Origin of the sequence: Streptomyces sp. NPDC058671 (assembly GCF_042716475.1) — a bacterium.
Taxonomy (GTDB): domain Bacteria; phylum Actinomycetota; class Actinomycetes; order Streptomycetales; family Streptomycetaceae; genus Streptomyces.
Window position 1 is genome coordinate 1 of record NZ_JBHXSA010000058.1, and the last position, 6,339, is coordinate 6,339.

Here is a 6,339-nt window from a genome sequence, read left to right on the forward strand (position 1 = left end):
GGTGGGGCCGGCCCCGTCCGGGACCGGCCCCACCGTTCTCGTACCGCCCGCGGGCGAGGTCAGACCTTCTCGGTGACCTTCGCGGCGTCGTCGTCCGTCGCCTTCGGGGTCGGCTCGGGGCCGGCGCCGCGGAGCGTCACCTCCTTGACGAGGAAGGCCAGGACGAAGCCGAGGACCGAGACCGCGGCGCCGACCAGGAAGGCGCCGTGCGTACCCGAGACGACCGCGTGCTGGTAGGCCTCGCGGAGCGCCTCCGGCAGCTCGGCCATGCTCGCCGCGTCGAGCTGGGCGGTCCGCTCGGTGAGCCCGGATCCGCCGCGCGCCGCCATCTCGTCCTGGACGCGGCTCGTGAAGAGCGCGCCCATGATCGCGACGCCGAAGGAGGAGCCGAGGGTCCGGAAGAGGGTGGTGGAGGACGAGGCGACGCCCATGTCCTTCATCTCGACGCTGTTCTGGGCGACCAGCATGGTGATCTGCATGAGGAAGCCCATGCCGGCACCGAGGACGGCCATGTAGATCCCGGAGGTCACCCGCGAGGTGTCGGTGTCCATCGTGGAGAGCAGGAAGAGGCCGGCCGTCATGAGGGCGCCGCCCGCGATCGGGAAGACCTTGTACTTGCCGGTGCTGGTGGTGAACCGGCCGACGAGCAGTGAGACGACCATCATCGCCAGCAGCATCGGCAGCAGCAGCAGACCGGAGTTGGTCGCGGAGGCGCCCTGGACGGACTGCTGGAAGATCGGCAGGTAGAGGACCGCGCCGAACATCACGAAGCCGGCGATGAAGCCGATCAGGGACATCAGGGTGAAGTTGCGGCTGCGGAAGATGTGCAGCGGCACGATCGGGTCGCTCGCGCGGGTCTCCACGGAGAGGAAGGCGGCGAGTGCGGCGGCGCCGCCGACCGCGAGACCGACGATGGGGGCCGAATCCCAGGCGTACTCCGTGCCGCCCCAGGTGGTGACGAGGACGATCGCCGTGATGCCGACGGTGAGGAGCGCGGCGCCGAGGAAGTCGATCCGGGTGCCCTCGGCCCGCTGCTTCTTCGGCAGGTGCAGGACGGTGGTGACCATGGCGAGGGCGACGGCGCCGAGCGGCAGGTTGATGTAGAAGGACCAGCGCCAGCCCCAGTGGTCGGTGATGGTGCCGCCGACGAGGGGGCCGCCGATCATGGCGAGGGCCATCACGCCGGCCATCATGCCCTGGTACTTGCCGCGCTCGCGGGGCGGGATCAGGTCGCCGATGATCGCCATCACGCCGACCATGAGGCCGCCCGCGCCGAGGCCCTGGACGGTGCGGAAGCCGATGAGCTGGCCCATGTCCTGGGCCATGCCGCTCAGCGCCGAGCCGATCAGGAAGATCACGATCGCGGTGAGGAAGACCCCCTTGCGGCCGAACATGTCGCCGACCTTGCCCCAGAGGGGGGTGGAGGCGGCGGTGGCGAGGGTGTAGGCGGTGACGACCCAGGAGAGGTGTTCGAGGCCGCCGAGTTCGCCGACGATCGTGGGCATCGCGGTGCCGATGATCATGTTGTCCAGCATCGCGAGGAGCATCGCGATCATCAGGGCGAGGAGGACGACGCGCACACTGCGTGGCTGCTGCTCCGACTTCCCCCGTGCTGGCTTGGTCGTGTCCTGCGTCGTCATCTCGATCCCTTACTTGCCGCCCGGCTAGTTACTACACTGAGGACGGTAGGCCGGTCACTAGCCGGGCGTCAAGTAAGTTTTCTGGAAAGTGGAGAGCAGCCATGGCCCGAGGCAACACCCGCCAGCGCATCCAGGACGTGGCCCTGCAGCTCTTCGCCGAGCAGGGGTACGAGAAGACCTCACTGCGGGAGATCGCCGAGCACCTCGACGTCACCAAGGCCGCGCTGTACTACCACTTCAAGACCAAGGAAGACATCATCATCGGCATCTTCCAGGACCTCACCCGGCCCATGGACGAGCTGATCGCCTGGGCGCGGGAGCAGCCACGCACCCTGGAGGTCAGGGAGGAGATCCTCCGCCGCTACCAGGAGGCCCTGATCGGCGCGTACCCGCTGTTCCGCTTCATGCAGGAGAACCAGGCGGCCGTCCGCGAGCTGAGCATCGGCCTGACGTTCAAGGAGCGGATGCTCGAACTGAGCGGGCTGGTCCAGGAGCCGGACTTCGCCGTCCTGGACCGGGTGCGCTGTGTGAGCGCGATCTTCACGCTGCACGCGGGGATGTTCTTCATGGACAACGTCGAGGGCGACTCCGAGGAGAAGCGCGAAGCCGTCCTCGAGGTCGCCCTCGGTCTGCTCAATCAGGCCCACGGGGCCTCGTGAGGCGTCAGATGGAGACGCCGTGGGACCGCAGGAAGGCGGCCGGGTTCACGGCGGAGCCGTAGTTCGGGGTCGTGCGGATCTCGAAGTGCAGGTGGGGGCCGGAGGAGTTGCCGGTGTTGCCCGAGAGGGCGATCTGCTGACCGGCGGCGACCTTCTGGCCGACGTGCGCCTTGATCTTCGACAGGTGGGCGTACTGCGAGTACGTGCCGTTGGCGTGCTTGACGACGATCGCGTTGCCGTACGCGGGACCGTCGCCGCCACCGTTGGGGCCGGCCTTCACGACGGTGCCGAAGCCCGCGGCCTTGACCGGGGTGCCGACCGGGACGGCGAAGTCCTGGCCGGAGTGCTTGCTGGCCCACATGGCGCCGCCCTGGTTGTAGCTGGCGGTGAGGGTGTACGCGGCGACCGGCTTGACCCAGGACGGGGCCTTCTTGGCGGCGACGACCTTCGTGGCGGCCTTCTTGACGGCGGCCTGCTTGACGGCCGTGACCTTCGCGGCCGAGGCCTTCGCTGCGGCGGCCTTCACCTGGGCGGCCACGTGGGCCTGGGTGTCGGCCTGGGCGGCGACGGCGGCGGACGCGGTGATCGCGACCGGGGCGGCGGCCTTGCCCTCGGCGGCGAAGGCGGACCCTGCTCCGGTCACCATCGTCACTCCCAGGCCCGCGGCGGCGAGAGCGACGGCGGTGGCACGGGCGGCGGGGTTCATGACGCGCTTCGACATACGGGGGAAAACCTCCGGGGATGTACGGGACCCGACGCGAACGGTGCGCTGCGCCGGGCTTGCTCATCCTTGGTAACCCGGACTCCCATCAAGCCCAAAACACCCCATCTACGACATGACGTCGTAGCGATCTCCATGGAAGTTCAGCCCTTGACGACCCGGGACCACCCCTTCGAAATCGGACATACCGACACAAGAGAACCGGTTGATCCGCCTGTCGCACCTGTCCGGAACCGCCGAAAACGCCGTGCCTCGTCCGGTTCGGGACCCTCCGGGGCCAAAGTCCCGAGGGTCCACTCCTGAACGTCCCGAATCACCACCAATGGTTGGCACTAATCCGGTTAGTACCCCTCGAAACGCCTGTGCGCCTTGTCACCAGACGCGGGCCGCGGATGGGATCTGGGTCACGCGACCGAGCCGTTCCCACGGCCCTCCCGCACTACGCTGGCCGCTTCGGGACCCACGGGGGGACACACATGGAACCGGCACTCATCGGCACGCGTCTCGCCTCGGCGGCGATCGGACCGCTCCTGAAGAAACTGCTGGTCAGCGATGGCCCCGGGGCGGGACTCACGGCCCCCGACGCCACGGTCCGGCTCTCCTCCCTCGTCTCCTTCCGCGGCGAGAGGCGCACCCTCACCGAGAAGGACGTCCGCAAGCTCGCCGGGACGCTGGTCGGACGCTCCCTCGACGGGCAGGGAGAGCCGCCGTTCCCGGCCGACGAGGCGGAGGCCGTCACGGACACCCTCGCGAAGACCCTCATCGCCCTCGGCGACCTCGACATGGACGACGTCCAGGCCGTCCGCCTCGGCCACCGCGAACTCGCCCGTCGCCTGCGCGCTACCGCCCCGGCTCCCGACGGTCTCTCCACGGACTCCGCGCTCTACCTGGACTCCATGACGGAGTGGGCCTCCCTCCACATCCTGGAGTTCTTCACCCGGCGCTCCACGTTCGTCGCCCGGAGCCTGGTGGAGCAGACCCGCGGCCAGACCGAGCTCATCGCGAAGATCGACGAGATCATCCGCCGGACCCCCCGGGTCGACGGCCGGGACGCGGACTTCGAACGGCGCTACCTGACCCACCTGGCGAAGAAGCACGGCCGCCTGACGATCTACGGCATCGACCTGCACGAGTCGCCCGACCGGTGGCCGCTGGACATGGCGTACCTGTCCCTGGAGGCGACGGGCCGGGAGCCTGTGTCCGGGGAGGCGGCTCAGGCCGTCCGGCAGCGGGACCCGGCCGCCGTCCGCGCCGACCTCGCCCTCGCCCGCCACGACAAGATCCTCCTGCGCGGCCTCGCCGGTTCCGGGAAGACGACGCTCGTGCAGTGGCTGACCCTCTCCGCGGCGACCGACCACCCGGCGGAGGGCATGGCGTACCTGCGCGACCGCGTCCCCTTCGTCCTCCCCCTGCGCACCCTCACCCGCCACGGCGAGCGGCTCCCGTCCCCCGACCGCTTCCTCTCCGCCGCCGGCTGTCCGCTCACCCCGCCCGCAGGCTGGGCCGACCGGGTCCTGGCCGCCGGCCGGGGCCTGGTCCTCGTCGACGGCATCGACGAGATCCCCGAGGCGGAGCGGTCACGTGCCCGCGACTGGCTGCGCGGCCTCCTCGACACGTACGACGGCAACCGCTGGCTGGTGACCTCGCGCCCCACCGCGGTACGCGACGACTGGCTGGCCCAGGACGGCTTCGCCGAGCTGACGCTCTCCCCCATGACCCGTACCGAGGTCTCCACCTTCGTACGACGCTGGCACCGGGCCGCCGGTGCGGACGCGGCCCCGTTCGAGCAGCCGCTCCTCGACGCCCTCCGCACCACCGAGCACGTCGCCCGGCTCGCCACCAACCCCCTGATGTGCGGCCTGATCTGCGCCCTCCACCGCGACCGGCGCGGCTACCTCCCGCAGGGCCGCAAACCGCTCTACGAGGCCGCCCTCTCCATGCTCCTCGCCCGGCGCGACCGTGAGCGGGACATCGGAACGCCGTACGGAATCACCCTCCACGAGGCCCCGCAGATCCAGCTGATCCAGCGACTCGCGTACTGGCTGACGGTCAACGGCCGGACCCAGCTGGACCGCGCCCACGCGGAGTCGATCGTCACCGAGGCCCTCCCGGCGGTCCAGGAGGCGGCGGCGCACGCCCCCGGCGCGGTCTTCACCCACCTCCTCCACCGCAGCGGCCTCCTGCGCGAGCCGACGACGGACACGGTCGAGTTCGTCCACCGCACCTTCCAGGACTACCTGGCCGCCAAGGCCCTGGTGGACCGCTGGGACATCGGCGTCCTGGTCCGGCACGCGACCGACGACCAGTGGGAGGACGTCATCCGCATGGCCGTCGGCCACGCCCGCCCGCGCGAATGCGCCGAGATCCTCCGCGAACTCCTCGCCGCGGCCGCCGCCCAGGACCGGCGCGCACGACTGCGCCTCGTGACGCTGGCGGCGACGGCCCTGGACCATGCGACGGAGGTGGCGCCGGAGGTACGGGACGAGGTACGGGCCCGCGCGGCGGAGGTGATCCCCCCGCGCACCCCGGACGAGGCACGGGAACTGGCCGCGGTGGGCCGGCTGGTCCTCGACCTGTTGCCCGGACCGGAGGGGCTGACCGACGGGGAGGCGGAGACGACGGTGATCGCCGCCAGCCACATCACCGTCGACGCCGCCATCCCCTACCTGTCCCGCTTCGCCGCCCACCCGGCGCTGGCCGTCAGGGCCCAGCTCGTCTGGGCGTGGCAGCGCTTCGAGGCCCGCCCGTACGCCGAGGCGGTCATCGCCGGTCTGGACCCCGCCGATCTGCGTCTCCTCCTGGACGACGACGAGCGGGCGGCGGAGGTCCTCCGTCTCGGCCTCACCCCGGAGGCACTGGAGATCGGCGCGGGCGTCTCGTACCCCCAGCTCTCGGCCCTGGTCGCCCGGTGCGACCTGCGACAGCTGATCCTCACCCGCGGGGACGAGGACCCGGCGCTGCCCCCGCTGGGCCCGCTCACCGGCCTGACCGCCGTGTCCGTCGAAGGCGTCCGTCTCACCGCGGACTCCTGGCGGGAACTGGCCGCGCTGCCCCGCCTCGCGTCCCTCGTCATCGAGGCCGACTCCATGGACTCACGCCCGGCCGACGTCGTCCTTCCGGCGGTCGGCACCCTGCGCCTCCTCCCGGCCACGGGAACCAACGGCTCCCGTTCCCTGGAACCGGTCGCAGCGGCGTTCCCCGCCCTCCGGCAGATCACCGCCCGCGGCCTCAGCCTCCTGGGGGCCGAGCACCTCCCGGCGCACGTCCGGATCGTCTTCTCCTGACACGGCGAAGGGGCGGCCCCGGAACCATCGGTTCC

At 71.0% G+C, this 6,339-nt stretch carries 4 protein-coding genes; 2 read left to right on the top strand and 2 right to left on the bottom strand.

Annotated features, from left to right (window positions below; genetic code table 11):
* Window positions 1-59 precede the first annotated feature (59 nt).
* Entirely contained in the window at window positions 60-1,640 is a 1,581-nt protein-coding gene (locus ACFWV2_RS32925) for an MDR family MFS transporter (protein WP_384411068.1), read from the bottom strand.
* A gap of 101 nt (window positions 1,641-1,741) precedes the next feature.
* Here ACFWV2_RS32925 and ACFWV2_RS32930 point away from each other — a divergent pair, with 101 nt between their 5' ends.
* Complete coding sequence (locus ACFWV2_RS32930) at window positions 1,742-2,299, top strand: helix-turn-helix domain-containing protein (RefSeq protein WP_360795811.1); 558 nt, start codon at window positions 1,742-1,744, stop codon at window positions 2,297-2,299.
* Window positions 2,300-2,303: 4 nt separating this feature from the next.
* On the opposite strand, the gene ACFWV2_RS32935 is transcribed toward ACFWV2_RS32930, so the two are convergent.
* The gene (locus ACFWV2_RS32935; RefSeq protein ID WP_384411071.1) at window positions 2,304-3,020 is read right to left on the bottom strand and encodes a M23 family metallopeptidase; all 717 of its coding nucleotides are present in this window, start codon (window positions 3,018-3,020) and stop codon (window positions 2,304-2,306) included.
* A 476-nt stretch (window positions 3,021-3,496) separates the two neighbouring features.
* Here ACFWV2_RS32935 and ACFWV2_RS32940 point away from each other — a divergent pair, with 476 nt between their 5' ends.
* Window positions 3,497-6,304 carry an NACHT domain-containing protein gene (locus ACFWV2_RS32940; RefSeq protein ID WP_384411075.1) on the top strand — a complete coding sequence of 936 codons (2,808 nt, stop codon included), beginning with the start codon at window positions 3,497-3,499 and terminating at the stop codon, window positions 6,302-6,304.
* The last annotated feature ends 35 nt before the right edge of the window (window positions 6,305-6,339 follow it).

Excerpts from the sequence above, each read along its gene's own strand:
- ACFWV2_RS32940 (WP_384411075.1), top strand. The coding sequence starts at position 3,497 with ATGGAACCGGCACTCATCGGCACGCGTCTCGCCTCGGCGGCGATCGGA.
- ACFWV2_RS32925 (WP_384411068.1), bottom strand. The coding sequence starts at position 1,640 with ATGACGACGCAGGACACGACCAAGCCAGCACGGGGGAAGTCGGAGCAG.
- ACFWV2_RS32930 (WP_360795811.1), top strand. The coding sequence starts at position 1,742 with ATGGCCCGAGGCAACACCCGCCAGCGCATCCAGGACGTGGCCCTGCAG.
- ACFWV2_RS32935 (WP_384411071.1), bottom strand. The coding sequence starts at position 3,020 with ATGTCGAAGCGCGTCATGAACCCCGCCGCCCGTGCCACCGCCGTCGCT.